Origin of the sequence: Paraburkholderia sp. D15 (assembly GCF_029910215.1) — a bacterium.
Taxonomy (GTDB): Bacteria; Pseudomonadota; Gammaproteobacteria; order Burkholderiales; family Burkholderiaceae; genus Paraburkholderia.
In genome coordinates this window covers 2,973,655-2,998,509 of record NZ_CP110395.1, presented here as the reverse complement: position 1 = coordinate 2,998,509, position 24,855 = coordinate 2,973,655, and the positions used below count along the sequence as shown (strand labels likewise).

General features: G+C 65.4%; 25 protein-coding genes and 1 riboswitch. Of the genes, 11 read left to right on the top strand and 14 right to left on the bottom strand.

Annotated elements, in window-relative coordinates; translation table 11 throughout:
* Positions 1-389: 389 nt before the first annotated feature.
* From LFL96_RS12855 to LFL96_RS12840, 4 genes are all read right to left on the bottom strand, one after another.
* On the bottom strand, positions 390-956 hold the full coding sequence (locus LFL96_RS12855; protein WP_280995614.1) for a hypothetical protein: 567 nt from the start codon (positions 954-956) through the stop codon (positions 390-392).
* 179 nt (positions 957-1,135) lie between these two features.
* Positions 1,136-1,348, bottom strand: coding sequence for a glycine zipper 2TM domain-containing protein (locus tag LFL96_RS12850; RefSeq protein WP_280995613.1), 213 nt, complete (start codon positions 1,346-1,348; stop codon positions 1,136-1,138).
* Between the two features lie 357 nt (positions 1,349-1,705).
* Positions 1,706-3,637, bottom strand: coding sequence for a phosphomethylpyrimidine synthase ThiC (gene thiC, locus LFL96_RS12845; RefSeq protein WP_280995612.1), 1,932 nt, complete (start codon positions 3,635-3,637; stop codon positions 1,706-1,708).
* Positions 3,638-3,835: 198 nt separating this feature from the next.
* Positions 3,836-3,954: riboswitch (TPP riboswitch) on the bottom strand.
* Between the two features lie 140 nt (positions 3,955-4,094).
* Positions 4,095-4,505, bottom strand: a complete 411-nt coding sequence (locus LFL96_RS12840; RefSeq protein ID WP_280995611.1) for a GreA/GreB family elongation factor — start codon at positions 4,503-4,505, stop codon at positions 4,095-4,097.
* Between the two features lie 526 nt (positions 4,506-5,031).
* Between LFL96_RS12840 and LFL96_RS12835 the strand changes: the two genes are divergently transcribed.
* The 5 genes from LFL96_RS12835 (at position 5,032) to LFL96_RS12815 (ending at position 9,303) form a co-directional block, all read left to right on the top strand.
* A complete protein-coding gene (locus LFL96_RS12835; RefSeq protein ID WP_280995610.1) occupies positions 5,032-5,916 on the top strand; it encodes a DUF1223 domain-containing protein in 885 nt (294 codons plus the stop codon).
* Between the two features lie 71 nt (positions 5,917-5,987).
* Positions 5,988-6,638, top strand: a complete 651-nt coding sequence (locus LFL96_RS12830) for a cytochrome b/b6 domain-containing protein (protein WP_280995609.1) — start codon at positions 5,988-5,990, stop codon at positions 6,636-6,638.
* 76 nt (positions 6,639-6,714) lie between these two features.
* Positions 6,715-7,521 carry a molybdopterin-dependent oxidoreductase gene (locus tag LFL96_RS12825; protein WP_280995608.1) on the top strand — a complete coding sequence of 269 codons (807 nt, stop codon included), beginning with the start codon at positions 6,715-6,717 and terminating at the stop codon, positions 7,519-7,521.
* A gap of 137 nt (positions 7,522-7,658) precedes the next feature.
* Complete coding sequence (locus LFL96_RS12820; protein WP_280995607.1) at positions 7,659-7,907, top strand: pentapeptide MXKDX repeat protein; 249 nt, start codon at positions 7,659-7,661, stop codon at positions 7,905-7,907.
* A gap of 403 nt (positions 7,908-8,310) precedes the next feature.
* Positions 8,311-9,303 (top strand): EamA family transporter, encoded by a 993-nt coding sequence (locus LFL96_RS12815; RefSeq protein WP_280995606.1) that lies wholly within the window; start codon positions 8,311-8,313, stop codon positions 9,301-9,303.
* Between the two features lie 23 nt (positions 9,304-9,326).
* Here the strand turns inward: LFL96_RS12815 and LFL96_RS12810 are convergent, their stop codons facing one another.
* Positions 9,327-11,411 (bottom strand): NADPH-dependent 2,4-dienoyl-CoA reductase, encoded by a 2,085-nt coding sequence (locus tag LFL96_RS12810; protein WP_280995605.1) that lies wholly within the window; start codon positions 11,409-11,411, stop codon positions 9,327-9,329.
* A gap of 349 nt (positions 11,412-11,760) precedes the next feature.
* On the opposite strand from LFL96_RS12810, the gene LFL96_RS12805 reads away from it, so the two are divergent.
* Positions 11,761-12,570 (top strand): DUF4397 domain-containing protein, encoded by an 810-nt coding sequence (locus LFL96_RS12805; protein ID WP_280995604.1) that lies wholly within the window; start codon positions 11,761-11,763, stop codon positions 12,568-12,570.
* Positions 12,571-12,817: 247 nt separating this feature from the next.
* Here the strand turns inward: LFL96_RS12805 and LFL96_RS12800 are convergent, their stop codons facing one another.
* Positions 12,818-12,952: an entericidin A/B family lipoprotein gene (locus LFL96_RS12800; RefSeq protein ID WP_120344515.1), complete on the bottom strand. Its 135-nt coding sequence runs from the start codon at positions 12,950-12,952 to the stop codon at positions 12,818-12,820.
* A gap of 208 nt (positions 12,953-13,160) precedes the next feature.
* Complete coding sequence (locus LFL96_RS12795) at positions 13,161-14,600, bottom strand: sensor histidine kinase (protein WP_281000732.1); 1,440 nt, start codon at positions 14,598-14,600, stop codon at positions 13,161-13,163.
* Between the two features lie 223 nt (positions 14,601-14,823).
* Between LFL96_RS12795 and LFL96_RS12790 the strand changes: the two genes are divergently transcribed.
* The 5 genes from LFL96_RS12790 (at position 14,824) to LFL96_RS12770 (ending at position 17,182) form a co-directional block, all read left to right on the top strand.
* Positions 14,824-15,000 (top strand): DUF1328 family protein, encoded by a 177-nt coding sequence (locus LFL96_RS12790; RefSeq protein WP_280995603.1) that lies wholly within the window; start codon positions 14,824-14,826, stop codon positions 14,998-15,000.
* 66 nt (positions 15,001-15,066) lie between these two features.
* A complete protein-coding gene (locus tag LFL96_RS12785) occupies positions 15,067-15,228 on the top strand; it encodes a DUF1328 family protein (protein WP_006052455.1) in 162 nt (53 codons plus the stop codon).
* An 89-nt stretch (positions 15,229-15,317) separates the two neighbouring features.
* Positions 15,318-15,902, top strand: coding sequence for a ferritin-like domain-containing protein (locus tag LFL96_RS12780; RefSeq protein ID WP_280995602.1), 585 nt, complete (start codon positions 15,318-15,320; stop codon positions 15,900-15,902).
* 201 nt (positions 15,903-16,103) lie between these two features.
* On the top strand, positions 16,104-16,736 hold the full coding sequence (locus LFL96_RS12775) for a response regulator transcription factor (protein ID WP_281000730.1): 633 nt from the start codon (positions 16,104-16,106) through the stop codon (positions 16,734-16,736).
* Complete coding sequence (locus tag LFL96_RS12770) at positions 16,736-17,182, top strand: response regulator (RefSeq protein ID WP_281000728.1); 447 nt, start codon at positions 16,736-16,738, stop codon at positions 17,180-17,182. Before LFL96_RS12775 ends, LFL96_RS12770 begins: the two co-directional genes overlap by 1 nt.
* 93 nt (positions 17,183-17,275) lie before the next feature.
* On the opposite strand, the gene LFL96_RS12765 is transcribed toward LFL96_RS12770, so the two are convergent.
* The 7 genes from LFL96_RS12765 to LFL96_RS12735 form a co-directional block, all read right to left on the bottom strand.
* The gene (locus LFL96_RS12765) at positions 17,276-18,487 is read right to left on the bottom strand and encodes an MFS transporter (protein WP_280995601.1); all 1,212 of its coding nucleotides are present in this window, start codon (positions 18,485-18,487) and stop codon (positions 17,276-17,278) included.
* 127 nt (positions 18,488-18,614) lie between these two features.
* Positions 18,615-19,442, bottom strand: a complete 828-nt coding sequence (locus tag LFL96_RS12760) for a phosphodiesterase (protein ID WP_280995600.1) — start codon at positions 19,440-19,442, stop codon at positions 18,615-18,617.
* Positions 19,443-19,487: 45 nt separating this feature from the next.
* Entirely contained in the window at positions 19,488-20,579 is a 1,092-nt protein-coding gene (locus tag LFL96_RS12755) for an ABC transporter ATP-binding protein (RefSeq protein ID WP_280995599.1), read from the bottom strand.
* Positions 20,576-21,508 (bottom strand): ABC transporter permease, encoded by a 933-nt coding sequence (locus LFL96_RS12750; RefSeq protein ID WP_280995598.1) that lies wholly within the window; start codon positions 21,506-21,508, stop codon positions 20,576-20,578. Before LFL96_RS12750 ends, LFL96_RS12755 begins: the two co-directional genes overlap by 4 nt.
* A 90-nt stretch (positions 21,509-21,598) precedes the next feature.
* Complete coding sequence (locus LFL96_RS12745) at positions 21,599-22,423, bottom strand: ABC transporter permease (protein WP_280995597.1); 825 nt, start codon at positions 22,421-22,423, stop codon at positions 21,599-21,601.
* The gene (locus tag LFL96_RS12740; protein WP_281000726.1) at positions 22,420-23,463 is read right to left on the bottom strand and encodes an ABC transporter substrate-binding protein; all 1,044 of its coding nucleotides are present in this window, start codon (positions 23,461-23,463) and stop codon (positions 22,420-22,422) included. The genes LFL96_RS12745 and LFL96_RS12740 overlap by 4 nt, the downstream gene beginning before the upstream one ends.
* Before the next feature lie 233 nt (positions 23,464-23,696).
* The gene (locus LFL96_RS12735) at positions 23,697-24,767 is read right to left on the bottom strand and encodes a LacI family DNA-binding transcriptional regulator (protein ID WP_280995596.1); all 1,071 of its coding nucleotides are present in this window, start codon (positions 24,765-24,767) and stop codon (positions 23,697-23,699) included.
* Positions 24,768-24,855: the final 88 nt, after the last annotated feature.

The window sequence follows — 24,855 nt, the reverse complement described above, 5'->3', positions numbered from 1 at the left end:
GGGGCAGGACGGATGGACATCGGCGGTAGCGGCGGCCCACGGGGACAACACAGGTGGACAGCGACTGCGGACGATGCCGGATGCTTATTTAAACGGGTACTGCGTGTGGTGTTACACAAGCATAGAACCCGGATGGGGGAGGTCAAGAAGGGAAACTACGGGCGAGGGTGGGGCAGAGGTGTGGGCGAGCAACCGAGCGGCGGCAACCGCATGGCGAAGCAACGGTTCTGGAGAGAGGATCGGTAACGAGAGGGGAGACGCAGACGAGGGAGGAACTCAGATAAAGCAAACGCGTGCGAGATGGTATTGAAGGCCACCGTCTTGCACGCGCGTAATACGCAGAAACGCAGAAACGCTGAACGCTCGCGGCGAGCGGGCGCATCAATCGTTCAATGCCAGTGGCCGTGCCCACCCCAACCGCCATGTCCACCCCAGTAGCCGCCGAAGCCGAACCCGATCGACACGGACGGTCCATACCAGCCCGGATAGCCGTAGTAAGCGGGGTAGGCAGGATAAGCCGGCGGCGGATAGTACGCGGGATAAGCCGGCGCCACATAGACCGGAGCGGGCGGAACAGCGGCGGTCGCATAGGTGGCCGGCGGCATCTGCTGAGCCGCCTGAGCCTGAGCTTGCGCCGACGTCTGCGGCGGCATGGGCTGCTGCGCCATCGACGGATCGCCAGAACCGACCTGCACATCCTGTTGCACGGTGCCGGCCGGAACGGTCGCGTAGTACGGGTAGTAACCGTTGGGATAGTAGCCGTAGGGGTAATAGCAACCCGACAGCGTCAGCACACAAGCCGCGCCACCGAGCGCGACCCCCGCGCGCGACATGCGCGAAACACGCAGAACGGACAGGAAGGAAAGACGCGGACGTACAACGCCGCGCGGCAACCGACGGCCAATCGCGGATAAAGCAGACACGCTGGAAAAGGTACTGACGACGCGGGACTTCATGACGCGCTCCTGTTTAAATCGAACGCCGCCCGGGGCGCTGATGCCATGAGCTTACGCTGGCGCGATGTGAGCAGGATTGCAAAACCGTAACGGCTTATTTCACGTCATTGCAGGCCACGTTCGCGACAGCCGGTCGAAGCCGGCGCCGCGAACCATGACTGATCACCTGACTGATCGCCTTACTTGCCAACCTGATTACCGATAATCCCGCCCGCTGCCGCTCCACCCACCGTCGACAGCGCATTGCCGCCGATCGCCGCGCCGGCTGCACCGCCGAGGCCCGCGCCGATCGCGGTATCGCGGCCCTGACGGCTCATGTTGTCACACGCGGTAAGACTCGCGAGCACGGCGACGACGGCGGCGAGCGCGCCAATTTTGCGGATCGATTTCATGATGCTGACTCCAGTGAGTGTGAATTGTCTGTTGGAGAAGGGACGATGAACGACACCCAGTCCTTCCATTCGATGGTAGCCACGCAACCCGTTTCCGGATGTATGCGCTTGTCAACGGACTGTCGGCTTCGTAATCAAATGTTTCCCCTGGTGTGCATCGTGTCAGCATGTCGCGTGCCTGGGTCGCGTCAACGAAAAAGCCCGCCAGTGGCGGGCTTCGATGCTGCGATGCAAGGACATGGCGGAGCGGACGGCGCACGGCGACTAGCCGCCGCGCGCACCGAACCTTACTGATCCGGGCGCCTGAACGCAGGCGCGGATGCGTCGATGCGCCAACGCAGCGGCGCACCATCACACTCACTGACGCTGATAAATCTCCGCGCCCTTCTTCATGAACTCGATCGACTTCACTTCCATGCCTTTCTGCAGCGCTTCGTCGTCGGTGACGCCTTGCTGCGCGGCGAATTCGCGAACGTCCTGCGTGATCTTCATCGAGCAGAAGTGCGGGCCGCACATCGAACAGAAATGCGCGACCTTCGCCGAATCCTTCGGCAGCGTTTCGTCGTGGAATTCGCGCGCCTTGTCCGGATCGAGACCGAGATTGAACTGGTCTTCCCAGCGGAACTCGAAGCGCGCCTTGCTCAACGCGTTGTCGCGCACCTGCGCGCCCGGATGGCCCTTCGCCAGGTCGGCGGCGTGCGCGGCGAGCTTGTAGGTGATGATGCCGGTCTTGACGTCGTCCTTGTTCGGCAAGCCGAGGTGTTCCTTCGGCGTCACGTAGCAGAGCATCGCGGTGCCGAACCAGCCGATCATCGCGGCGCCGATGCCCGACGTGATGTGGTCGTAGCCCGGCGCGATGTCGGTGGTCAACGGTCCCAGCGTGTAGAACGGCGCTTCGTCGCACCATTCCAGCTGCAGGTCCATGTTCTCCTTGATGAGCTGCATCGGCACGTGGCCGGGGCCTTCGATCATCGTCTGCACGTCGTGCTTCCACGCGATCTGCGTGAGCTCGCCGAGCGTCTTCAGTTCGCCGAGCTGCGCTTCGTCGTTGGCGTCGTAGATCGAGCCGGGACGCAGGCCGTCGCCGAGCGAGAAGGCCACGTCATAGGCCTTCATGATTTCGCAGATGTCTTCGAAGTGCTCGTACAGGAAGCTTTCCTTGTGATGCGCGAGACACCACTTCGCCATGATCGAGCCGCCGCGCGACACGATGCCGGTCATCCGCTTCGCGGTCAGCGGCACGTACTGCAGACGCACGCCCGCGTGAATGGTGAAGTAGTCGACGCCTTGCTCGGCCTGTTCGATCAGCGTGTCGCGGAAGATTTCCCACGTCAGGTCCTCGGCCTTGCCGTTGACCTTTTCGAGCGCCTGGTAGATCGGCACCGTGCCGATCGGCACCGGCGAATTGCGGATGATCCACTCGCGCGTTTCGTGAATGTGCTTGCCGGTCGACAGATCCATCACCGTGTCGCCGCCCCAGCGGATCGCCCACGTCATCTTGTCGACTTCCTCGCCGATCGACGAGGTCACCGCCGAATTGCCGATGTTCGCATTCACCTTCACGAGGAAGTTGCGGCCGATGATCATCGGTTCGCTTTCCGGGTGATTGATGTTGTTCGGGATGATCGCGCGGCCGCGCGCCACTTCTTCACGCACGAATTCCGGCGTGATCGCCGTGAGGCCGTTCGGGCCGAACGCGCTCGCGCCGAACGCCTGGCCCGGGTGCTGGCGGCCCATCATCGCCGCGAGCTTTTCGCCGTTGGGGCCGCTGGTCTTCAGGCTTTCCAGGTACTCGGCGCGGCGCTGGTTCTCGCGAATCGCGATGTATTCCATTTCCGGCGTGATGATGCCGCGCTTCGCGTAGTGCATCTGCGAGACGTTCTTGCCGGCGATCGCGCGGCGCGGCGTGCGGTGCAGGCCCTGGAAGCGCAGCTCAGCGGTGGCCGTGTCGGCGGCGCGCTCGCGGCTGAACGTGCTCGACAGACCGGTCAGCGGTTCGGTGTCGCCGCGCTCTTCGATCCAAGCCTGACGCAGCGCGGGCAGACCCGCGCGAATGTCGATCTTCGCGTCCGGATCGGAGTAGGGGCCCGACGTGTCGTAGACATAGACCGGCGGATTCTTCTCGCCGCCGAAGCTGTCCGGCGTGTCGGACTGGGTGATCTCGCGCATCGGCACGCGGATGTCGGCGCGCGAGCCGGTCACGTAGATCTTGCGCGAATTCGGCAGCGGCGCGACGGCGGCTTCGTCGACGTGCGCGTCGGCGGAAAGGAATTTCGGGTTGGCGTTCATGCGTATCTCCATTGTCGACCGAAGATGACGCCGAGCGCCTGACTCCGGTCCCATGCAATTTATTGCGGTCGACCGGAACGGGTGTGGGCATGCGTGCATGTCTTACCCGGTCCCAACGCCGAAGCAATGTGGGGCGGCTAAGCAGGAGACGAAACGGAAGGAGTCGGAGATCGCGAGAAGAGTGAAACGGTAGACCCGGTGCGAAATCCGTACGCTTCCCTGCGCTGGCATTATCCAGATCAGGTTCAAAGGGTATTTCTCACCCACGCAGCACGGACCTCCTACCACCGCGCCACGCAGGACCCCCGCGTTAGCAGCGCACACGATACACCGGCCGGCCGCCGCTTGGCAACCCATCTTAAAAAATCGGATACCGGGTATCAGCGCGCGATCCGTTTCATTTGCGGGCTTGGGTTCGGCCTTACGTTCGGGCTTACGTTCGGCCTTAACTCAGGTCTTACGAAACGAAGTCGTCGGCGGCTTCCGGCTGGAACAGGATCTTTTCCAGCTTCAGCACCTTCTCGGCGCCGCTCGGCGGCGTGAAGCGGATTCGTTCGCCGCGTTTGGCGCCGAGCAGCGCGAGCCCGAGCGGCGAAAACACGTTGAGCCGGCCGCTTGCGAAGTCCGCGTCGGGCGGATAGACGACGGTCCACGTCATCGGCTCGCCGCCGCTCTCGTCGACGAGCAGGGCTTGCGAATTCATCGTCACGACGTTGGCGGGAATCTCGCGCGACGCGACGATCACCGCGCGTTCCAGCACCTGATCGAGCATGTCCTGCAGGCGCGCGTCGGCGCCGGGCGCGGCCGCGTGCTTCTCGAGACGGGCGACATCGAGTTCGGTGAGGTAGCAGGTTTTGGATTTCTTCACGACGGTACTCCAGTGCGATCTGCGGAAAAGAAAAATACGTGCGGATGAGATCGGCCCGGAGCCCGTCTACGCGGCTCGGGGCAAGGGAGCAAGCAGCGTTAGAGCGGGCGCCGGGCGGCGTGAAGCGGGAGCGTTCGGGACTGGACCGTGCGCCGCGGTGCGAAGTCCGCGCGCACGCGCGCGGCCGCGCGGTGGCGCGAACGGGCGTGGGGGCGGGAAGTCGGCGAGCGCATGGGAAGTCGGGCGGTTGTCTGCGGAGGTGGTGGGCATCGCCAGGGCGAACCGGCATGAACCGGCATCAGCCGGGACGAGTCGGGACGAGTCGGGCAAGCGACGACGCGATGCAATTGAAAGGCTGATGTTAGCACGCTGTCGGTGACGCGCCGTCCGGTCGCGCGCGAGACGGCCGCTGCAAAAATTTTCGCGATGGGCTGTCATAAGCCGCCGGGCCGTTCGACAAACGTGCAGATCCTGATGGGAGCACGTCATGCCAACCGCCTTTATCCGCTCGTCCGACGAACGGTCAATGAACCGCTTCACAGCACACCTCGCAGCGCAATTCACCGTGCGCTTTGCCGCGCGCTTCACCACGCGGCTCACCGCGAGCGTCGTCGCGCTGAGTCTCCTCGCGGCCAGCGGCCTCGCCGATGCGGCCGGCGCCGTGTGCCGCGCGCAGAGTCCCGCGCATCGCGTGGCGCTGGTCGAGCTGTACAGCAGCGAAGGCTGCAACAGCTGCCCGCCCGCCGATGCGTGGCTGAGCCAATGGAAAAACAGCGGCGCCTCGCAGGGCATCGTGCCGCTTGCCTTGCATGTCGACTACTGGAATAGCCTCGGCTGGACCGATCGCTTCTCGCAGCATCGCTTCAGCGAACGTCAGCAGACGCTGACCGATCTGGCCGGCGGTCACACCATCTACACGCCCGAAGTGTTCGTGTCGGGTCGCGAGCTGCGCTCGTGGTCGCAACGGGACAGCTTCGAGAGCCGGGTCGGCAAGCTCGTCGCGCAACCGTCGCCGGTGGATATCGCGCTGGAATGGATGCCGCAAACGCCGGGCGCGTTTCATGTCGATGCGCAGTTCGTCGGCAAGGCGGGCAGTGCCAACGGCAGCGGCAACACGTCGGGCCAGCTCGAGGCCTACCTCGCCGTCTATGAAAACTCGCTGAGTTCGCGCGTCGGCGCGGGCGAAAACAGCGGGGCGACCTTGCATCACGAGCGCGTGGTGCGGCAATGGATCGGACCGGTGCCGCTAGTCGCGGGCAATGCGCAGATTCGTCGCGATATTCGCGTAGACACGACCAACGCCAACGCCAACGCGGCCGCCGATCCCGATCGCTTCGGGGTCGTCGCGTTCGTCGAGAACGCCGCGAGCGGGGACGTATTGCAGGTGGCCGAACTGGCCGCGTGCCATTGAGCCCGACGATGTCCCGCCAAACTGAGTAATCCTTGAAGCCCCGTTGAAGGCTCGTTACAGAGGAGCATGTCATGACCACGTCCCACGTCCTGCGCGATAGCGGCAAGCAGGCCGCACCATCGGCCCAGCCGGAACGGCGCGCAATTCATCCGCTCTGGGTGCGCGTCACGCATTGGCTCAACGCGCTCGCGGCCATCCTGATGATGCTGTCGGGCTGGCGCATCTACGACGCGTCGCCGATCTTCGCGGGCTTCCGCTTCGCGCCTGACATCACCCTCGGCGGCTGGCTCGGCGGCGCGCTGCAATGGCATTTCGCGGCGATGTGGCTGCTGGTCTTCAACGGTCTGCTGTATCTCTCGCTCAACCTCGCGAGCGGACGCTTCGTGCGCAAGTTCCTGCCGCTGTCGCCGCGCGCGGTGCTGCGCGATTTCGTCGCCGCGTTGACCGGCAAGCTCTCGCATGCCGACCTGCGCGTCTACAACGCGGTGCAGAAATTCGCCTACCTGTTCGTGGTGGCCGACCTGATCGTGCTGGTGCTGTCCGGCCTTGCGATCTGGAAGTCGGTGCAATTCCCGCTGCTGCGCGAACTGATGGGCGGCTACGACAATGCGCGCATCGTGCACTTCTGCGCGATGTCGCTGATGGCGGCGTTCATCGCCGTGCATCTGGCGATGGTGGCACTCGTGCCGCGCTCGCTGCTCGCGATGCTGCGTGGCCGTTGAAACATCGCATGACCTCTAACGCCGGCGTCAGCGCCATCGCCAGGGCCATCGCAAGAAACGTTACGGATATCGAATCATGAACAAGCCTTCCCGACCCGCCGTTGAATCGCGTGCCGCATCGCCGGCCGCGCCCCGGCTCGACCGCGAGTCGATCCTGATCGACGCGCGCAACGAACTCGCGATGCCGTCGCGCCGCCTGTTCGGCAAGCGCCTGCTGACGCTCGGCGGTCTGTCGATGCTGACCGGCTGCTCGCTGACCGACAACGATTCGGTCAACGCATTTCTCACCGCCGTATCGCGGCTGAACGATCGCGCGCAAGCCGCGCTGTTCGATCCGCGGCAACTCGCGCCGACCTACACCGAGGCGCAGATCACGCGACCGTTTCCGTTCAACGCGTTCTACGGCATCGACGACGTGCCCGCTGTCGACGCCGACGGCTACAAGCTGAAGATCGGCGGCCTGGTCACGGGGCAGCGCACGTGGACCTTGCCGGAGTTGTACGCGTTGCCGCACGCCGAGCAGATCACGCGGCACATCTGCGTGGAAGGGTGGAGCGCGATCGGACGCTGGGGCGGCACGCCGTTCGGCGATTTCCTGCGGCGCATCGGCGCGGACACCAGCGCGAAGTACGTCGGCTTCAAGTGCGCGGACGACTACTACGAAAGCATCGACATGCCGACCGCGCTGCATCCGCAGACGCTGCTGACGTTCTCGTTCGACGGCGAACGTCTGCCCGCGAAATACGGATTCCCGATGAAGCTGCGCATGCCGACCAAGCTCGGCTACAAGAACCCGAAGCACATCGTCGAGATGTTCGTCACCAACACTTACCCCGGCGGCTATTGGGTCGACCAGGGCTACAACTGGTTCGGAGGCTCCTGACGCGCGCGGGTCGCGGCACGGTGCCGGTCATGGCACCGCGCGCCGTGCCGCGACCCCGGGCGGCAGAAGCTTCGGAAGCACCCCGGCTGGACTGGCCAGCCGGTTTTTAGATTCATCCACAACAACGGAGTTATCCCATGAAAAAGTTCGCAATCGCAGCAGTCGCCGTCGCCCTTCTGACCAGCGGCGGCGCCGCGTTCGCCCAGGCGAGCGGCGCGATGTCCAACGACGCGATGTCGAAGGACAGCATGTCCAAGGACTCGATGGCCAAGGACACCATGTCGAAGGACAGCATGAAAAAGGACACGATGAAGCACGACAAGATGAAAAAGAGCGGCGACGCGATGGGCATGAAGCACGAAGCGTCGGGCGCGATGGCCAACTGACCGGACGCCGTGCATGCCGGCCGCGAGCGGTCGGCACACACGGTCTCGCTGGAACGAAAAAACCCGGGGACGGCCAGCATCTGGCTCCCCGGGTTTTCTGTTGTTTGCGCATCAAAAAGTTACGATTCTTTCACCTTGCGCGGTGGGCGCTTACTGCATAATGCGATGCGCGCCGCAGATTCGGCGCGTGTTCGCCGCGCGGCGATAAGGCAGAACCTGTTCGACTGGCGCGGCGCTTTGGCCCTTTTGTTTTTGCTGCTTTGGCCATCCAACGTCCTTCCGTTCCACCGACATGTCCGCCAGCCTCGCCCGTCCGACCGCATCGCCGATGCGGTGTCCGCCATCCCGCCACTGGGTGTTTCGCGGGGGCGCGGGACCTCGAACGGCATCGGCGGGCTGACGCATGGCGCCGCAACTGCCTGGCCGCTCCGCGGGCGGCTTTTTCCGCGATTTCCTGAACCGCGTTTCTGCCCACTTTTCCACCCGTTTTTCGACCGGCTTTCCGATCCGTCTGCCGCAGTCGCGCAACGGGCAGATCGCGCTCGCGCTCGGCGTCGTGTATCTGGTGTGGGGATCGACCTATCTGGCCGTGCATGTCGCGCTCGGCTCGTTTCCGCCTTTGCTGCTGTCGGGCCTGCGCAATCTGTTCGCGGGCGTCGGGCTGTTCATCTTCGCCGCGCGCCGCAATCCGGTCTGGCCGAGCGCCGCCGAAGTCCGCAATGCGGGTCTCGTCGGCACGATGCTGGTCGGCCTGTCGAGCGGCATGCTCGCATACGGGATGCGCACCGTCGGCACCGGCACGGCGGCCGTGATGGTGGCCACCGTGCCGCTGTTCGCGACGGTGATCGCGGCGGTGGCGGGGCGCCGGATCGGCCGGGGCGAGTGGTTCGCGGTCGGATTGGGCCTCGTCGGCATCGCGATTCTCAGCCACGGCGACAGCGCGCCGGGTTCGGCGGGCGGCAGTCTGGCGATTCTCTGCGGTGCGCTGTTCTGGGCGGGCGGCGCGCATCTGGCGGGGCGCCTGAAGCTGCCGTCGGACCTGTTTCTGTCGACCTCGCTACAGATCGGCCTGGGCGGCGCAATGTCGACGATGGTCGCGTGGGTGTCGGGCGAACGCATGCTCGAGGTTCATTTTTTACCGGTGCTGGCGTTCGTCTATCTGATGCTGATCGGCACGATGGCGGCCTACGTCGCGTATGGATTTCTGATCCGGCACACCAGTCCGATCATCGCGAGCAGCTGCATGTACGTGAATCCGGTGGTCGCGGTGGCGCTGGGCGCGCTGCTGCTCGGCGAGCCCGTCACGCGGTCGACGGTGATCGCCACCGTCGTGATTCTGGCGAGCGTCGGGCTGTCGTTCTGGTTCGATTACCGGAAGAAACGTCTGGCGACCTAGCGGCGCGCTGGGGTCTTCTAAACTCAAAGCGCCGCTGCCACCTCCGCGCCTTCCCGGATCGCGCGCTTCGCATCCAGTTCGCCCGCCACCCGCGCACCGCCGATCAGGTGATAACGCGGGCCGACACCGTTCGAACCACCCGCGCTGTTCACTGCGCTGTTTACACGTTTCGCCGCGCCACCGTCCGCGGCTAGCGGATGCAGATCGCGCAACGACTCCTGCCCCGCGCACACGACGACGGTATCCACCTCCAGCCACTCGTCCTTGCCGTCGCGCTCGATCCGCAAGCCGCGCGCGCTGATCTCCCGATACGACACGCCGCCCAGCATCTTCACGCCGTTGCGCGCGAGCGTCGCGCGATGCACCCAGCCCGATGTCTTGCCGAGCCCCGCGCCGAGCTTGCCCGCCTTGCGCTGCAACAGCCAGATCTCGCGCGGCGGTTGCGCCGGCGCCGGCGTCTTCAGCCCGCCACGTTCCCGCACCGCGAGATCCACGCCCCATTCGTCGAGCCACGCATCGCGCGGCATCGGCAGCGGCTCGTCCGGACGATGCAGCAGGAACTCGCTGACGTCGAAGCCGATGCCGCCCGCGCCGATCACCGCGACGCGCCGTCCGACCGGCGCGCCGCGCAGCACGTCGACATAGGACAGCACGTTCGGCCCGTCGATGCCGTCGATCGCCGGCCGCCGCGGCACGATGCCGGTGGCGACGATCACGTCGTCGTAAGCGCCCGCCGCGAGCAGCGCCGGATCGACGCGCGTGCCGAGCCGCACGTCGACGTGATGGCGTTGCAACTGGCTCTGGAAATAGCGGATCGTTTCGCCGAACTCTTCCTTGCCGGGCACGCGCATCGCCAGATTGAACTGGCCGCCGATGGTTGTGCCTGCATCGAACAGCGTCACGCGATGACCGCGCGCGGCCGCCACGCTCGCCGCCGACAACCCCGCCGGCCCGGCGCCGACCACCGCGACCGAGCGCGCGCGCTGACCGGCCGCGAGCGGACGGTAGAGCAGTTCGGTCTCGCGTCCCGCGCGCGGATTCACGAGGCAGGACGCGCGCTGATTCTTGAACGTGTGATCCAGACAGGCCTGATTGCAGGCGATGCAGGTGTTGATTTCGTGCGCGCGACCCTCGGCCGCCTTCACGACGAACTCGGGATCGGCGAGCAGCGGGCGCGCCATCGACACCAGATCGCCCGCGCCCTGTTCGAGCAGCGCCTCGGCGACCTCGGGCGTATTGATGCGGTTCGACACGATCACCGGCACCTTGACCGCGCGCTTCAGCCGTCCGCTGAGTTCGGCGAAGGCCGCGCGCGGCACCGAGGTGACGATGGTCGGCACGCGCGCCTCGTGCCAGCCGATGCCGGTGTTGAACATCGTCACGCCGGCCGCTTCGAGCGCCTGCGCGACCTGCACGGTCTCGTCCCACGTATTGCCGCCTTCCACCAGATCGATCAGCGAGAGCCGGTACACGACGATAAAGCGTTCGCCGCATGCCGCCCGCACCTTCTCGACGATGTCGCGGGCGAGCCGCATGCGGTTCTCGATGCTGCCGCCGTACGCGTCGGTGCGATGGTTGGTGCGCGGGCACAGGAACTGGTTGAGCAGATACCCCTCGCTGCCCATGATCTCGATGCCGTCGTAGCCCGCGCGTTGCGCGAGACGCGCGCAGCGCGCGTAATCGCGCACGGTCTTCGCGATGCCGGCCACGGTGAGCGCGCGCGGCTTGAACTTCGAGATCGGCGATTTGATCGCGGACGCGGACACCACGAACGGCTGATAACCGTAGCGGCCCGCATGCAGGATCTGCAGCGCGATCTTGCCGCCCTCGGCATGCACGGCCTCGGTCAGTTGCCGATGGTTGCGCAGATCGAATACGGAATTGAGCGTGCCGCCGAACGGCAGCAGCCAGCCTTCGCGATTCGGCGAGATGCCGCCGGTGATGATCAGCCCGACGCCGCCGCGCGCCCGCTCGCGGAAGTACGCCGCGAGTTGCGGGTAATGCCAGAAGCGGTCTTCCATGCCGGTGTGCATCGAACCCATCACCACGCGGTTGCGCAGACGGGTGAATCCGAGGTCGAGTTCGGCGAGTAAGCGTTGGTAAGACATGCGGGGGACCGTGTAAGTATGGGACGCGGACGAACGATACACCGCGTGCCGGGCCAGCCCGCCGAGGAAAAATTCTAAATCACGCAAATCGTTGCGCCGTAAGACATTCTTCAGCGTCATCGAGCCATATCGAAGCCTGCGGCACACGCATTGCTCGAAGGGAGCGTCCATCGACACGGACCGCGTCGCCGGTAATACCAACACACCAGGCGCGTTGTGCGGCAGGGATAGGAGGGAGTGCTCCGTTTCGGAACGCGTGCCCGGCGACGCCGGACACATTCCGAGGTCCGAAGCGAAGCACCCATAAATCTAATGGGCGAAAGAGCCCCACTCGATATAGGTGAACACAATGAAAATGATCCGAACCATGGCGGCGATGGCTGTAGCGGCGACCGTTCTGAGCGCGTGCGGCGGCGGCGGTACCAGCGATGCAGGCAAGACGCTCGGTCTCGTCGACGCGCAGATCCACTTCATCAACGCGAACCCGGGCAGTTCGACCACCAACACGCCGTACGACTTCCTCGTCAACGGCGCGGCGCCGTCGGGACAAACCAACGTCGCGTATAAAGGCGTGACCAACTTCACCAATATCGGCACTGGTTCGACCAACGTCGGCTACGCGAATACCGGCACCACGACCGCGCTCGCGAGCGGCAACTTCCCGAACGTCGCGAAGGGCCACGATTACACCGTGATCGCGCTGCCGAACGTGACCGCGCCGGATATCGGCCTGATCGACGATCCGTTCGACAAGGGCCTGCTGTCCAATAGCGCGCGTCTGCGCGGCTTCAACGCGTCGCAGAATGCCGGCAATCTCGACTTCTACCTGGTGCAGGCCGGCGTCACCGACGTGACGACCCTCACGCCGAACATGGCTGGCATCCAGTACAAGAATGCGATTCCGGCCAGCGGCCAGGATTCGATCTATGTGTCGGGCGGTCAGTATTCGCTGATCGTGACCGCGTCGGGCAGCAAGACGCCGATCTTCCAGTCGGCGGCTTTCTCGCTGTCGAACAACGCGGACTGGCTGATCTCGTCGGTGCCGATCGGCGGCACGCTGAGCCAGTTGCTGCCGGGCCAGATCCATCTGCTGATCTCGCAGAACGGCAACACCACCACGCCGAGCCAGGAGCTGACGAATACGCTGACGGGCCAGTAAGCATGCGGTGAACGGCGGGCGCGCGATGCGCCTGCCGGCGGCTCCCCGCGGCGGCAAAGGCAAGGGGAGCCAGCAAATAGTCCTGGGGAGGACGGGCGGCGATCCACGCGAGTGGGTCGCCGTTTTGTTTTGGGCGATCGCCGGCGCCGGTTGTGTTAGACGATCGCCGGCGCCGGCGCGCAAAAAAAGCAAAAAAAAGCCCGTCGCGGTTTCCCGCGACGGGCTTGCCGATCCTCCAGCGTGCGGCTTACTTCGCCTGATCGGCCGAGTTCGTGATGGCGTTGCCGCCCTTCGAGATATCCTGGCCAGCCCCCGCGACGGTGTTGCAACCGGCGAGCGCAGCGGTCCCTGCAATGAGAAGCAAAGCGATCAGTCGATTCATGAAAGTTCTCCTTGTCGAGAATGCATCGGTTGACGTGCCCGTGTTGTCCGGCACGCGCTAGCTGGGCTAGCTGTCGTCCGACCGGGGCTTGTGAATTGACGCCAGTCGATCCGGTCTGACTGCATGGTAAAAAAAGGGCGGGGATCGCGCTGTCGGCTGCGTCGCGATTTTGTTGTAGGCGCACTCCGGTGTTTGCGTCGGCGCCGTCCTACAACTCCATCGACGGCGTCGCGGTGCTCACGCTCGGCATCGTCACGTCGATCTCGGTGCCGTTCGGCTCGCCGCGGCGGATGTCGAAGCGCCCGCCGTGCGCGGCGACCCGCTGCCGCATGCCGAGCAGCCCGTGCGTGTGCGTGCGCGTCAGATCGGCCGGCATGATGCCTACGCCGTTGTCGGCGATATGCAGCGCCACCTGGCCGTCGCCGACCCGCAACGCGATCGACACCTTCGACGCCCGCGCATACTTGGCCGCGTTGGTCAGCGATTCCTGCGCGACGCGGAACAGCGCGATCTCGGTCTGCTCGTCGAGCTGGATATCGTCGGCGGGAAGGTAGAGATCGAGCGTCCAGCTATTGCGTTGCGCCGCTTCGTCGGCGAGCGTGCGCAGCGCGGTGACGAGCCCGAAATTCGCCAGCACGGTCGGCCGCATGTCCTCGATGATGCGCCGCTTCAGCGCAATGCCCTGATCCAGATTGGCGAGCGCGCGTTTCAGCTTGTCGGAGATATCCGGCGCGCTGTCCTTCAGTTTGCGGTTCGCCCACGCCACATCCATCTTGCTCGCAGTGAGAATCGCGCCGAGTTCGTCGTGCAGTTCGCGCGCGAGCTGCGTCTTCTCGTTTTCGCTGACCGCCTGCAGATGCCAGCCCAATGCTTCGAGTTGCCGCGTGCGTTCGCCCACGAGTTGATCGAGCTCTTCCTGCTGGGTGATCAACTGACGCTGCACGCGCGCCTGCCGGTCGATCTGGATGCCGAGATTGCGGAACAGCAGAATGAACAGCACGATGTTCAGTGCCGATAGGCCGGCCGCGCACAACGTGGAAATGCGTTGGTCCGCGCGGCTCGCGGAGAGCGCGTGCTGCGCGCGGCGCTCCTCGTTGTCGCGCAGCAGCGTGAGCGTGCTGTCCACCAGCGACGCATCCGCCGGATCGATCGACTGCGGCGTGCCGCAAGCCGCGAGATCGAGCGGCCGTGGCGCCGCGCGTTGCATCGTGGCGGCGCCCGCGCCGATGCGCGCATCGATCAGCGCGCGAATCTGCGTATAGCTCGCGAGTTCGGCACTGTCCGCCTTGCCGCCGCGATAGAAACGGTTCAACTGCTGCTCGCTCTGACGAATCCGCTCGGCGGTTGCGCAAAACGCGTGCGCGGCGGTGTCCTGCTTCGTCAGAAGAAAATCGCTTTGCTGCGCGCTCAAGCGCGACAGATGGCTCGCGAGTGTGCTGAGTTGCACGGTGACGTCGCGCGCTTCGAGCGCGGTTTCGTATTCGGCGGCAATGCGTTCGCGCGCGGTTTCGAGAATCACCAGCCCGCCCACCGTGATGACGATCGCGACTGTCATCGCGATCGCCCAGCTGCGATTGCGCATCCACTGGCTGATTCGAGCGGCGATGGCCGGGCGCGCCAGATTCGACGCGTTCTGCGCGTTTGACATGTTCTGCGCGTTTGACATGTTCGACACGGTCGGCTCCTTGGACGGGGCATCAGTGTAACGTCGGCCGCGCGATGCAGGACCGCGCGTGCGATGCCGTAACGCCGTCGTAATCCAATGTAAGCGGATTCTCACACGAAAACCGGCCAGCGTCGGAATGCGCGGACGTGTGCCTGTCGATACGATGACCCAGAGCCTTTAAACCAGCTTTCGGGAGGAAGCCATCATGCTGAAATGGGCGTTGTTCTTCGCCGTCATCGCGGTGATTGCCGGTCTGCTTGGCTTCACCGGTATCGCGGCGGGCGCGGCGGCGATCGCGAAGTTCCTGTTCTTTGTGTTTGTCGTGCTGTGCGTGGTGTTTCTCGTGCTCGGCTTCGTGATCACGAAAAAGATCGTCGATTAGCGAAGCTCGGCGGAGCGCGTGCTCCGCGTCACGCTGAAACGGAAATCAACAAGAAGGAGAGTTGCCATGCTTCACTATGCCATCGTGTTTTTCGTGATCGCGATCATTGCCGCCGTGTTCGGATTTACCGGCATTGCAGCGGGTGCGGCGGAAATCGCGAAGATCCTGTTCTACATTTTCCTCGTCGTGTTCGTGGTCACTTTGCTGTTGGGCGTGTTCCGAACGTAGCCGCGCGGTGATTCCTCTTTGACCGGCGCATCAGGCGCGATTCGTGCGTGATGCGTTGTTCCCCCCAATACGGATTAAGGAGAAATTCAATGGCGAAGTCACACGGCGCGCAGAACGCACCCACCAGCGCACCCACCCAATCTCATGACCCGTTCGTGATGGATCTGGAAAAGATCCGCGCGGATGCACGCAAGCATATGTCCGACGGTCCCGTGACGCAGACCTACGGCGCCGATCGGGAGACCGTGCTGAAACTGCTGAACGATGCGCTCGCGACGGAAATCGTCTGCACGTTGCGCTACAAGCGGCATCACTTCATGGCCAAGGGCATCAATTCGGAAGCCGTGGCCGCGGAGTTCGCCGAGCACGCGACAGAAGAGCAGGAACACGCGGACCGGATCGCCGAACGCATCGTGCAACTGGGCGGCGAACCCGATTTCGCGCCGGACGGTCTGAAGACGCGCTCGCACTCGGAGTACAAGGAAGGCGACAGTCTGACGGACATGATCAAGGAGAATTTGGTCGCCGAGCGGATCGCGATCGATACGTATCGCGAGATCGTGCGCTATCTCGGCGAGAAGGACGTCACGACGCGCCGCATGTTCGAGGAAATTCTCGCGGTCGAGGAAGAGCACGCCGACGACATGGCGGATCTGCTCGAAGGACGGGAATAAGCACACGGTGCAGGCATTGAACCGGCACGAAGGGCGCGCGGTGGGCGGGTTCGTCAGCCGGGTTTGCCGCCCGAGGTTGCCGCTCAGTTTGCCCCCGTCATCCGGATGCGGGCGGGTCTAGCCAGTTCCCGCATCCGGTTCACGCCGGACATCTTTACAATGTCTGCTCTGGAGCATATCCACGGCAGGGACGCCAAACCGATGATTCGAGTGTTGATAGCCGACGACCATGCGATCGTCCGAGGGGGTTTCAAACAGTTCGTCGCGGACGAGCCGGACATGTGCGTCGCGGCGGAAGCCGCCACCGGCGATGAAACCATCAGCCTCGTACGCGAGCAGGCGTTCGACGTGGTGCTGCTCGACATCGCGATGCCAGACAAGAACGGCATCGATACGTTGCGCGTGATCAAGCAGGTGCGGCCCGAGCAGGGCGTGCTGATTCTGTCGGGCTATCCGGAGAGCCAGTATGCGATCAACCTGTTGCGCGCAGGCGCGAACGGTTATCTGAACAAGGACTGCGAGCCGGACGAAATCGTGCGGGCGATCCGCTCGGTGGCGCGCGGTCATCGTTATCTGTCCGAGGCGGTCGCCGATACGCTCGCCGACAATCTCGACAAACCCGCCGCCGGCCGGCCGCACGAGTCGCTGTCCGAGCGCGAATTCCAGATTTTCTGCAAGCTCGCCGCCGGCCGCCTGCCGACCGAAATCGCGGAAGAGCTGCATCTGTCGGTGAAGACGGTGAGCACGTACCGGGCGCGCGTGCTGGAAAAAATGCGCCTCGCGAACAACGCCGATCTGACTTACTACGCGATCAAGAACGGTTTGATCGAATGATGGACGATCGAGATGAGCCGATGACGAGCGATCCGAACACCGTGGCCCAGACAGCGCATGCGCCGTTGCGTGTGCTGTTGATCGAGGATTCGCCGCTGATCCGTCGCAGCCTGGTGGAAGCGATCGACGCGTCGGGTCTGCTGCGTGTCAGCGCTTACGCGGATTCCGCCGACCAGGCGATCGCGCTGCTGAGCGACGAAGCATTCGACGCGGTGATCGTCGACCTGCAGTTGAAGCAGGGCTCGGGCGTGCCGGTGCTGGCTTATCTGCAGAAGGAAGGGCTGATCGACACGGTGTTCGCCGCGGTGCTGACCAATCATGCGTTGCCCGCGTATCGTGAACGCTGCGAGCAGTACGGCGTGCGCCACTTCTACGACAAATCGTTCGAATTCGACCGCGTGATCGACGCGCTGCACGAGTATGCCTATGGGCGCAGCGGGGGATAGACGCACCCCGGAGCGCGCCGCGCGTTCACCGCGGTTTCAGCCTCTGATGGCCGACTTGCCGCGAAGGCATTAAACCAGGCATTAAACCAGGCGTTAAACCTCACCCCGCCGTCTGGCCCGCGCCGGCAACGCCAGATGATTCCACGCCGCGAAGCCGGCGAACGCCAGTCCCGCCACGCTGACGCCAAGCCAGCCGAACATCGGCCAGACCACCGCGCCGACACCCGATCCCAGCGCCCCGCCGATGAAATACGCGACCATGTACACCGTATTCACGCGGCTGCGCGCATCGGGCTTCAACGCGTAAATGCGCGACTGATTCGAAATCTGCGCGGCCTGCACGCCGATATCCAGCACGATCACGCCGATCACGAGGCCGACGATACTCGTTGCGGACGCACCGAAGATCACGAACGAAATCGCCACCAGCACGATCGACACCGTGATGATCGCCTGCGGCCCGCGCCGGTCGGCGAACTTGCCGGCGAGCGGCGCGGCCATCGCGCCGGCCGCGCCGACGATACCGAACAGTCCCGCCGCCTGCGGCCCGAGATGGAACGGCGCGCCGGCCAGCAACAGCGCGAGCACCGACCAGAAAATGCTGAACGCGGCGAACATCGCGGCGCCGGTGAGCGACGCTTCACGCAGCGCGCGATGTTCGACGACCAGATGCCACATCGACACCAGCAGCTTGCCGTAGGGCAGCGTCGAGGTCGGCTGGCTTTTCGGCAGACGCAGGATGATGACCACCGCCAGCACCAGCAACGCGACGACCGATGCGCCGAACACCGCGCGCCAGCCGAAGTATTCGGCCACCAGACCCGCCGCGGTCCGCGCGAGCAGAATGCCGAGCAGCAGCCCGCTCATCACGGTGCCCACCGCGTGCCCGCGTTCGGACGGTGGCGCGAGTTCGGCGGCGAACGGCACGGCCTGCTGCGCGATGGTGGCCAGCACGCCGATCGCCAGACTCGCGGCGATCAGCACCGGCAGCGTCGGCGCGGTGGCGGCCACCAGCAGCGCGACGCAGATGAACGCGATCTGCAGCAGGATCAGCCGGCGCCGGTCGAAGCGGTCGCCGAGCGGCGCCAGCAACAGCATGCCGGCCGCGTAGCCGAGCTGCGTGACGGCCGGCACCGCGCCGACCCACGCCGCGCTGCGCGGAAACGACTGACGAAAGTTGTCGAGCAGCGGCTGGTTGTAATAGATGTTCGCGACCGATACGCCGGCAATGGTCGCGAGCAGGAACAGCAGCGCGCGCAGCGACCGGTCGGCGGCTGCGGGGGTGGACGGATTGGATGTGGACATGAGAAGGGGGCATCGGCGGACCGGCCCATGCGCGGTCCTCAAGCGTGCCGATCATACCGGAGCGGGGCGGATCGTGCTGACGGGCGAGCCGCTCGCGCTGGCCGCTAAAAGCCGCGCCGGCAAGCCCTCAATCGATCAGCGCGCCTTCGGGCTCGTAGAACGGATACGGGCCGTCGGCGGCATCGACGTACGCGTGATGCGTGACGATCCCCGTCGACGGATCATAGCGATGCAAGGCGTACGCGCCGGGTTCCATCACGAAGGCCGACGGTCCGTCTTCGCGCAGATCGAGCGCCACCTGATGCGCGGGCGCGGGCACCGCCGACGCGATGGTGCCGCCGAAGCGCACGAACATCGGCCGGTGCACGTGGCCGCAGATCACGCGCTCCACGTTCGGGTAACGCGCGATCAGCGCCGCGAGTTTGCCGGCGGAATCCGGATCGAGCCGCAGCGCATCCATATGATCGATCCCGCACACGAACGGTGGATGATGCAGCGCGACCACGGTCGGCTTGCCGCGCGCGTCGTCGAGTTGCGCGGCGAGCCACGCGAGGCGCGCGTCGCAGAGCAGGCCCGCGCTTTGGCCGGGCACCATCGAATCGAGTGCGATCACGCGCAGCGGGCCGATATCCACCGCGTAGTGCACGAACTCGCCGCCGGTTTGCAGCTCCGGATGGTCCGGAAACGCCGCGCGCAGGGCGCCGCGTTCGTCGTGATTGCCGACCAGCAGGAAGTAGGGGATGTCGAGCGGCGCGAGCAGCGCCTTCAGGTGCGCGTATTGTTCCGGGTCGCCCTGATCGACGAGGTCGCCGGTCATGATCACGGCGTCGGGCCGCGGGTCGAGCGCATTGAGGGCGGCGACGCAGCGCGCCAGATACGCGCCGGTGTCGACGCGCCGATAAGCCAGCGCGCCGGGCCGCTTGATATGGAGGTCGCTAATTTGAGCGAGCAGCATGGGGACGTCCTTTTTTATAGCGCGCGGCAGCACCGCGCGATGTTCTCAAGATAGCGCAATCAGCGCGTCCTGCACGATCGAGATGCCGACCGGCGTGCCGCGCGCCAGCTCGACGCGGCCCGCGACGTCGATCAGCAGGGCGTCCGGCGCGGCGCCACCGATCGTCAGCCGGGTCCGCTCGCCGAGAAACGCGCTGCTTTCCACGTGGCCGCGTAGTTGCGCGGTGGTTGGGTCGGCGAGATAGGCGTCTTCGGGGCGGAAGAAGATTTCGCCCGATGCGCCGCGCGCTGCATTGGCGGCATGGGTGGCGCTCAGGCCGCTTAGACCGTTTGCCGGAAGCGGCACGGCGCCGCCGGTGGTCTTCAGCATGCCGTCGCGCACGTCGCCCGCGATCCGGTTGATGGTGCCGACGAACTGCGCGACCGTGCGGTTGGCCGGCCGGTAGTAGATGTCGCGCGGCGAGCCGATCTGTTCGATGCGGCCCGCGCTCATCACGACGATGCGGTCGCCCAGCTCCATCGCCTCGGCCTGATCGTGCGTCACGTAGACCGTCGTGATGCCGAGCTCACGCAGCAGCGCGTTCATTTCGCCGCGCAGCGCGTCGCGCAGGCGGGCGTCGAGGGCGGTGAGCGGTTCGTCGAGCAGCAGCACGCGCGGCTGCACGGCGAGCGCGCGCGCCAGCGCGACGCGTTGGCGCTGTCCGCCGGACAACTGCTCGATCGGCTTATCCGCGTGCGCGGTGAGACGCATCATCGCGAGCAGTTCGTCGACGCGTCGGCGCACCACCTCGGCGGGCGTGCGTTTGATCTTCAGTCCATAGCCGACGTTGCCGCGCACGGTCAGATTCGGAAACAGCGCGTAGCTCTGGAACACCATGCCGACCTGGCGCTTCTCGATGGGCAGTGCGGTGACGTCGTCGTCGCCGAACGCGATGCGGCCGCCGGCATCCGGCGTTTCGAGTCCGGCGATCATGCGCAGCGTGGTGGTCTTGCCGCAACCGGACGGCCCGAGCAGCACGAGCGTTTCGCCGGCGCCGATGTGCAGATCGAGCGGTTCGAGCACGCGTGTGCCGCGAAACGTTTTCGCGCATTGCGTCAGCGCGATGGGGACAGCAGCGGGAACGGAGGCAAGGGTCATGGCGTGGTGGAAGACTGCGATGAAGACGTCGAAGCGGCATTCGACGGCACGGACCTGGCGCGTCGTTTCGCGGCGCTGCGCTGGCCGGTCGCATCGACGCCGAGCCATTGCATCGCGACGAGCAGCGGCATCGTCATGATGAAAAACAGGATCGTGTACGCGCTGCCGATCTCGATGCGCAGCGACGCGTAGGTATCGGCGAGACCGACCGGCAGCGTTTTGGTGTCGGGCGTGTGCAGCATCCACGTCAGGTTGAATTCGCCGATCGACAGCGTCAGTACCGCCAGCGCGCCGGCCACGATGCCCGGCCGCGCGTTCGGCAGCACGATCGTCGTGAAGCGCTGCCAGAAGCTCGCGCCGAGGCTGGCCGCGCCTTCCTCCAGCGTGCGCAGGTCGCTGCTCGCGCACACCGCGGCGACCGCCCGCACCATGAAGGGCAGCGTGAACACCACGTGCCCGACCACGATGAAGGCCACGCTCATGCGGAACATCGTGAAGCCGCCGTACACCACCAGCAGCGCGAGCGCCGACGCGAGACCGGGCAGCGCGATCGGCAGCACGAGAAATTCCTCGATGAGGCGCGACAGCCGCGTCTTGCTGCGCGCGAGCACGTAGCCGGCGGGCACGCCGGTGAGCAACGTGATGACCAGCGTCGCCGCCGCGACTTCGAGCGACAGAAAAACCGAGTCGTGATATTGCGTCCACACTTCGCCGAGCCAGCGCAGCGTGAGACCGCTCGACACGCCCCTGAAGTAGTTGACGGTCAGCCCCGCCATGATCGACATGACGACCGGCACGATCAGGAACGCGCACAGCAGTAGCGTGACGAGCCATTGGCCGGCGGCGAGCCAGGTTCTGACCGCGGGCAGACGCAGCCGCGCTCGCGGCTGTGCCCGATGCGGTTCTCGCGAGGCGGGGACGGCGTTCATGAAAGTCTCGGAGTCCGATGGTGAGGGTGAGGGGGAGGGTGTCGGTGGCTAATTGCCGCCTTGTCGCTGGGTCGCTTCATGCGGGCCGCGTCATGCGCTCGCCGCTACCGCCGATCCGGTGACGCTGCGCGCGAACGCCAGCACCGCCCACGTGACGAGGCCGAGCACGATCGACAGACCGGCGGCCGTCACCATGTTCGCGTTCAGCGTGAACTCGGTGTAGATCGTCATCGGCAGCACGTCGATGTCGGTGGCGAGCGTGAAGGCCGTGCCGAACGCGCCCATCGCGGTGGCGAAGCACACCGCGCCCGCCGCGATCAAACCGGGCGACAGCGCGGGCAGCACGATGTCGCGCGTGATGCGCCACGGCGATGCGCCGAGCGAACGCGCCGCTTCTTCGAGCGACGCGTCGAGTTTGGTCGCCGACGCCATGACGGTGACGATCACGCGCGGAATCGAAAAATACAGGTAGCCGAGAAAGAGCCCGCTCATCGAATACGCGAATACCCAGCGGTCGCCGGTGAGCTTGAGCGACAGCGCGCCGATCAAACCCTGGCGCCCCGCCAGCATGATCACCATGAAGCCGACCACGACGCCCGGAAACGCGAGCGGGAAAGTCAGCAGCGCGAGCAGCGTGCGCTTGAGCGGAAATTCGCGGCGCGCCAGCAGCAGCCCGGCGATCACCGAGAGCACCAGCGTCGCCGCGGTGACCGCCGCCGAGAGCAGCACGGTCGCGCCGAGGCTCGACATGTAGCGCGGATTCGTCAGCATCGCGCGATAGGTCGCGAAAGCGTGAGCGTTGCCGCTCAGTTGCGCGAGCGCGCCCATCGGCAGCAGCCAGAACGCGATGAACACCGCCAGCGCCGGCGCGATCAACGCGATGCGCCAGCGCAGCGGGAACGTGATGTCGTTCAATGCATCACCTGAAGATAACGCTCGCCGAAGCTCGACTGCTTCTCCGCCATCTTGCCGAAATCCACGGGTTTGGCGCGGCCGTAGTCGCTTGCGGGCAGGAATCTGGCGGCCGTTTCCGGGCTCATCGCGTTGGCGCGCACGGGGCGCAGATACGCGTCGGCCCACAGCTTCTGACCTTCGTCGGACAGCACGAAGTCCAGCACCTTCTTGCCGTTCGCTTCGTGCGGCGCGCCCTTCACAAGGCTCATCACGTACGGCACCGAGATCGTGCCTTCCTTCGGAATCACGAACTCGACGTTCGCGTGATCCTTGTATTTGGCGCGGTAGGCGTCGAAGTCGTAGTCGAGCAGGATCGGAATTTCACCGGACATCACGCGTGCGTACGCGGTCTGCTTCGGCACGATCGGCGCGTTGGCCTTCAGCTTGCGGAACCAGTCGAGGCCCGGCTCGAAGTTGTCGAGCGTGCCGCCGAGCGCCTGATTCACCGCGACCGCGCCCGCATAGCCGACGAACGCGCTCGACGGATCGAGGTAGCCGATCATGCCTTTGTATTCGGGCTTGAGCAGGTCGGCCCACGAACGCGGCACCGGTTTGCCTTCAAGCGCGTCCTTGTTGACGAAGAAGCCGAGCGTGCCCGAGTGGATCGCGAACCAGTAGCCTTGCGGGTCTTTCTGGTTGGCGGGAATGTCGTCCCAATGCGCGGGCTTGTACGGCTGGATCACGCCCTTGTCCTTCGCCTGGAAGGCCGACGACACGCCGAGGTACACCACGTCGGCGACCGGGCTCTTCTGTTCGGCCATCAGCTGGGCGATCGCCTGGCCGGAGTTCTTGTTGTCGAACGGCACGCGAATGCCGGTCTTCTGCTGGATCGCCTTGATCTGGCTCGCCCAGTCCGCCCATTCCGGCGGGCAGTTGTAGCAGATCGCGGTTTCGTCGGCATGGGCGGTTTGCGGTGCGACCGTGGCCAGCGACGCGCTGACGATCAGGCCGGCGCCGAGCGTGACGACGCTCGCGACGGCAGTGTTCGCGAGGCGGCGCAGCCGCCTGGGCAGCGAGATGGAGAGCGACGCGAGGGGCCTGATCGATTCAGGCGTTGTCGGCGATGCAGCGGGGCGTGTGGACGAGCGGATCACTGCGGATCTCCTGGAGAAAGAGAGCGGGTGGTTCGGGTTGGTGGTGGGTCTGCTTTTGATGACTTTTGATGACTTTTGATGGCCGGGCGCGGCTTACGACATACGGCTTGCGTCCTGCGCGGCGTCCTGCGTCCTGCGTTTCAGGCGAACGGTTTTTCAGCCGGGCTCGCCGCGTATTTCAGCGAGGTCTCGTCGCGGCTCGCGATCGTGGCGATCGTCGCGCCGGGCCGGAGGCTGTGCGGCAAGGTCAGCGTGTGCGAAGTCTCGTTCAACGCCTCGTACGCGCCGGTCACGCGGGCGATCAGCCGCTCCCATGCCGCGCAGCCGATCGCGCGGTTCGGCGCGCAGACGCTGGCGAGCGACGGCGACAGCAGCTCGCCCATCGCGAGGCCGTCGAAACCGAGGATCGACATGTCGTGCGGAATCTGCAGACGCGCGCGGCGCAGGCCGCGCATCACCACCATCGCGAGCAGATCGTTGCTGCAGAAGAGTGCGCTGGGGCGGTTCGGGCCACTCGTCAGATGCGCGAGCACCGAGGGCGCCAGTTCATCCGCGTTGAAATCGACTTCGAGCGCGGGCATCGGCGTGAGGCCCGCTTGCTGCATTGCCTGCGTGTAGCCGAGGTGGCGTTGACGCGCGCGGTCGGAGGCGGCGAGCGAACCCGCCAGCATCAGGATGCGGCGGTGGCCGTGAGCGATCAGCATGCGCACGCCGTCGTAGGCGGCGAGGCGGTTGTCGACCGAGACCGACGGACGCCGCACCGTGTCGTTATGCATCAGCACGTAGAGCAGGCCGGCGCGATCGAGTTCGTCGAGCAGCGGATGCGTGTCGGCGTCGGCGACCGTCAGGATCAGTCCTTCGACGCGGTGTTCGCGCAGCGTTTCGATCGCGTGGCGCTCGCGGTCGGCGTCATATTGCGTGGTCATCAGCATGAGCCGGTAGCCTTGCGCGGACGCGAGGTCGTCGATGCCTTGCAGACATTCGGCGAACACCGGATTGGCGATGGTCGGCAGCACCACGCCGATCAGGCGCGTGCGCTCGCCGCGCAGTTGGCGACCCAGCGGGCTTGGGCGGAAGTTCAGCGCGTCGATGGATTGACGCACCTTGTCGAGCGTGACGGGATTGACGGTGTGCGGCGCGTTGATCGCGCGCGATACCGTGGCGATGGAGAAGCCCGCGTGCGCGGCGACATCTTTGATCGTCGGGGTCATGGAGTTCCGCTCGGGTTGGAAACTGGAAACGCTGGGTTGGAAAACGTCCGGTTGTAAACGTTTTCGTGAGCGGATTATCGGCAAGGTT

Bases quoted from the DNA above. Each gene is read 5' to 3' on its own strand.
- LFL96_RS12820 (WP_280995607.1), top strand. From the start codon at position 7,659: ATGAAAAAGTTCGCAATCGCAGCAGTCGCCGTCGCCCTTCTGACCAGC.
- thiC (WP_280995612.1), bottom strand. From the start codon at position 3,637: ATGAACGCCAACCCGAAATTCCTTTCCGCCGACGCGCACGTCGACGAA.
- LFL96_RS12805 (WP_280995604.1), top strand. From the start codon at position 11,761: ATGAAAATGATCCGAACCATGGCGGCGATGGCTGTAGCGGCGACCGTT.
- LFL96_RS12770 (WP_281000728.1), top strand. From the start codon at position 16,736: ATGGACGATCGAGATGAGCCGATGACGAGCGATCCGAACACCGTGGCC.
- LFL96_RS12815 (WP_280995606.1), top strand. From the start codon at position 8,311: ATGGCGCCGCAACTGCCTGGCCGCTCCGCGGGCGGCTTTTTCCGCGAT.
- LFL96_RS12775 (WP_281000730.1), top strand. From the start codon at position 16,104: ATGATTCGAGTGTTGATAGCCGACGACCATGCGATCGTCCGAGGGGGT.
- LFL96_RS12855 (WP_280995614.1), bottom strand. From the start codon at position 956: ATGAAGTCCCGCGTCGTCAGTACCTTTTCCAGCGTGTCTGCTTTATCC.
- LFL96_RS12795 (WP_281000732.1), bottom strand. From the start codon at position 14,600: ATGTCAAACGCGCAGAACGCGTCGAATCTGGCGCGCCCGGCCATCGCC.
- LFL96_RS12760 (WP_280995600.1), bottom strand. From the start codon at position 19,442: ATGCTGCTCGCTCAAATTAGCGACCTCCATATCAAGCGGCCCGGCGCG.
- LFL96_RS12830 (WP_280995609.1), top strand. From the start codon at position 5,988: ATGACCACGTCCCACGTCCTGCGCGATAGCGGCAAGCAGGCCGCACCA.
- LFL96_RS12765 (WP_280995601.1), bottom strand. From the start codon at position 18,487: ATGTCCACATCCAATCCGTCCACCCCCGCAGCCGCCGACCGGTCGCTG.
- LFL96_RS12755 (WP_280995599.1), bottom strand. From the start codon at position 20,579: ATGACCCTTGCCTCCGTTCCCGCTGCTGTCCCCATCGCGCTGACGCAA.
- LFL96_RS12785 (WP_006052455.1), top strand. From the start codon at position 15,067: ATGCTTCACTATGCCATCGTGTTTTTCGTGATCGCGATCATTGCCGCC.
- LFL96_RS12800 (WP_120344515.1), bottom strand. From the start codon at position 12,952: ATGAATCGACTGATCGCTTTGCTTCTCATTGCAGGGACCGCTGCGCTC.
- LFL96_RS12835 (WP_280995610.1), top strand. From the start codon at position 5,032: ATGAACCGCTTCACAGCACACCTCGCAGCGCAATTCACCGTGCGCTTT.
- LFL96_RS12825 (WP_280995608.1), top strand. From the start codon at position 6,715: ATGAACAAGCCTTCCCGACCCGCCGTTGAATCGCGTGCCGCATCGCCG.
- LFL96_RS12780 (WP_280995602.1), top strand. From the start codon at position 15,318: ATGGCGAAGTCACACGGCGCGCAGAACGCACCCACCAGCGCACCCACC.
- LFL96_RS12750 (WP_280995598.1), bottom strand. From the start codon at position 21,508: ATGAACGCCGTCCCCGCCTCGCGAGAACCGCATCGGGCACAGCCGCGA.
- LFL96_RS12810 (WP_280995605.1), bottom strand. From the start codon at position 11,411: ATGTCTTACCAACGCTTACTCGCCGAACTCGACCTCGGATTCACCCGT.
- LFL96_RS12850 (WP_280995613.1), bottom strand. From the start codon at position 1,348: ATGAAATCGATCCGCAAAATTGGCGCGCTCGCCGCCGTCGTCGCCGTG.
- LFL96_RS12735 (WP_280995596.1), bottom strand. From the start codon at position 24,767: ATGACCCCGACGATCAAAGATGTCGCCGCGCACGCGGGCTTCTCCATC.
- LFL96_RS12790 (WP_280995603.1), top strand. From the start codon at position 14,824: ATGCTGAAATGGGCGTTGTTCTTCGCCGTCATCGCGGTGATTGCCGGT.